Origin of the sequence: Mycobacterium sp., from assembly GCF_035314665.1 — a bacterium.
GTDB lineage: Bacteria > Actinomycetota > Actinomycetes > Mycobacteriales > Mycobacteriaceae > Mycobacterium.
Window position 1 is genome coordinate 1 of sequence record NZ_DATFZD010000320.1, and the last position, 2,274, is coordinate 2,274.

Annotated in this window: 2 protein-coding genes and 1 pseudogene; all 3 read right to left on the bottom strand. The window is 64.0% G+C overall.

Features of this window, described 5'->3' with window-relative positions; translation table 11 throughout:
* Positions 1-55: 55 nt before the first annotated feature.
* Positions 56-340: pseudogene (locus tag VKI00_RS22185) on the bottom strand (hypothetical protein); the annotation flags it as partial.
* A 397-nt stretch (positions 341-737) separates the two neighbouring features.
* A complete protein-coding gene (locus tag VKI00_RS22190; protein WP_324441279.1) occupies positions 738-1,124 on the bottom strand; it encodes a type II toxin-antitoxin system death-on-curing family toxin in 387 nt (128 codons plus the stop codon).
* Positions 1,121-1,318, bottom strand: a complete 198-nt coding sequence (locus tag VKI00_RS22195) for an antitoxin Phd (RefSeq protein WP_324441281.1) — start codon at positions 1,316-1,318, stop codon at positions 1,121-1,123. Before VKI00_RS22195 ends, VKI00_RS22190 begins: the two co-directional genes overlap by 4 nt.
* Positions 1,319-2,274 lie beyond the last annotated feature (956 nt).

Genomic DNA, 2,274 nt, shown 5'->3' on the forward strand with positions numbered 1-2,274 from the left:
CGGCACCCACACCTCGGTCCGCCAACTCAACGCCGACATCCGCGCCTGGATCAACACATGGAACGACAACCCGCGCCCCTACGTCTGGATCACGCAGCGGATGGATGCCCAGATCGGTCACCCACGCACCGGCCGGGAGCCGTCGACGATCAGACCATGCATTGTGTCCGACAGCACGGTCTGGCCACCGTGGGCCAGATCACGCAGCCGCCACCACAAAACTGTCACCTTCGCCCTGTTCGACCGGCCGCACACCGCTGTGCTTGGCGACGACGTCGCACAGCGTGCCATCCAGCCGCGCCACGGCGGCCGCCATCTCCTCCGGTTGGGTCTCCCAAAGAGTCCACGCGGGATTGGAAAGGAACCTGTCATGAACCGAGTCGACGGCAACGCCGCATTTGTCACCGCTGTGGCCACGGCCGTCCAACAAGACGTCTGCAGCGGCCCATCGGCAAGCCCCAGTTCGGGTTGGAAGCCGAGCCCACCCTCGAAGCGGTGTCCCCGGCGCCGATCCTCATCACCGAGAAAGAGGTTGTCTTCAGCACCGCGGTAGCGGCGCCGATGCCCCGGTAACCACCAATTTTCGTCACTGTGACGTTCGGCAGTGAATAGTCCTGCGGCACAAGTTCTTCCGAATGGATAGACGGAGCAGGCCAGACCGCGCTGCGCTCAGCGGCGAACTTCGACGGCCGGTCAGCGGGAAAGCCAGACCCCGGGGACTTACCCGGCCAGAAGCGTCATGATGACGAAACGGCGTACGAGGATAGCTTGCCGGCGATGTAGTCGACACCAAGATCGCCATTGGTCGCAACGTCATTCATGAACGACTCGGCATCGTCAACGTCGAAATCGCCGAGCGCCACGCCGTTGATGAACAAGAAGGTCCATGCGGCCGCCCAGGCAGTCCGCTTGTTCCCGTCGACGAACGCATGGTTGCGCGCCAGAGATTGCAGCAGCGCAGCCGCTTTCGCGAAATCGTCGGGGTACGCATCGAGGCCGAAAACAGTGGTTCGCGGCCGCGCGACCGCGGCGTCGAGCAGCCCGTAATCACTAACCTTCAGCATCTGACCGACAGCCGCTGCGCCCGCGGTCAGCACGTCGTCGCGATCAAGGTATTCCGTCACGCCAAACGTCGATTGAGCTCGGCGGAGCGCTGAGCGACTATGCGCGCCGCCTCCGCCACCCGGCGCCGGTGCTCGCTGGCAGCGGCGAGAATAGCCCGATGCGCAAACGTGCGCAGTGACACGTCGTCACTTGCCGCCGCGGCACGCACGCTAGCCAGCTCCTCTTCGGTGAACGTGACGTTTAGAGACGGCATACCGAGAATAGTACCACCTCAGGTACCAGAATCGGTACCACCGTCTGTGATAATTAGCGGCTCAGCAAGCGTCGTTGCGGCCGACGAACTCAGCCGACAATCAGGAGCCAGACGCGCCGTACGCCGGGCACGACGTCACCGTGACGCGTATGACGAATGTCGCAGGCTCTAAATTATGATGCGGGCCAGCGTGTTCCGCCCCTCCCCCAGGATGCTCGAGCGCGGCGAGCAAGGTGCGCTTACGGCCGACAACAGGCGTCAGCGAGGCCAGTGCGGCCGGCAGAACGGGCCGGGCGCCGATACCAACCACGCGACGGTTCCGTGGCGGCGCGCCGGCCACCACGTTCTAACCCAGGACCGCGGCTCACCGTCGTAGCGGCATTACCTCGACGCCGGATCCGCTGGCCGGACCAACCTCTCGCCCCTCCCCGCGCTCCACCACGGCGGCAACGACGGTACGGGCGTCGACACCCTAACCAAGTGTTGTAAAGGGCTGACCGCAACCAAAGACGTAAGCTACTTCGCCGATCCGATGGTCCGTTGGCATGGCGAGAAGCACCTCACGCAGGCGGAGACGAATCATCTCGGGTGATCGAGACGGGCCGCGTCGGAGGCCACTATCAGAGCGACGCCGGCCAGATCGCGTCTTTGGCGATGTCCCGACCGACTCATGTCGCGAGGGCGAATCCGGTTGCCGGTCCGCTCAGCGGACCAGACTCTTGTCCATGCCAGACCCATGGACGTCAATGGAGGGTGCAGGTAGACACTCCCACTCCGCTGCAGCAGTTTCCCGGCGATAGCAACAGCACTAAAGGAGGCGAATTTTAGCGGTGGTTGCAACACTGGTGGTCAATGAGCTTGTGCGAGTAGCTTATCGAGGCGTTGGGCCGGTGTTTGCCAGTCGAGGGTTTTGCGGGGTCGGGTGTTGAGTGCGGCCGCGACGGCGGCGAGATCGC

Coding starts and splice junctions, on each gene's coding strand:
- VKI00_RS22195 (WP_324441281.1), bottom strand. CDS start 1,318: ATGCCGTCTCTAAACGTCACGTTCACCGAAGAGGAGCTGGCTAGCGTG.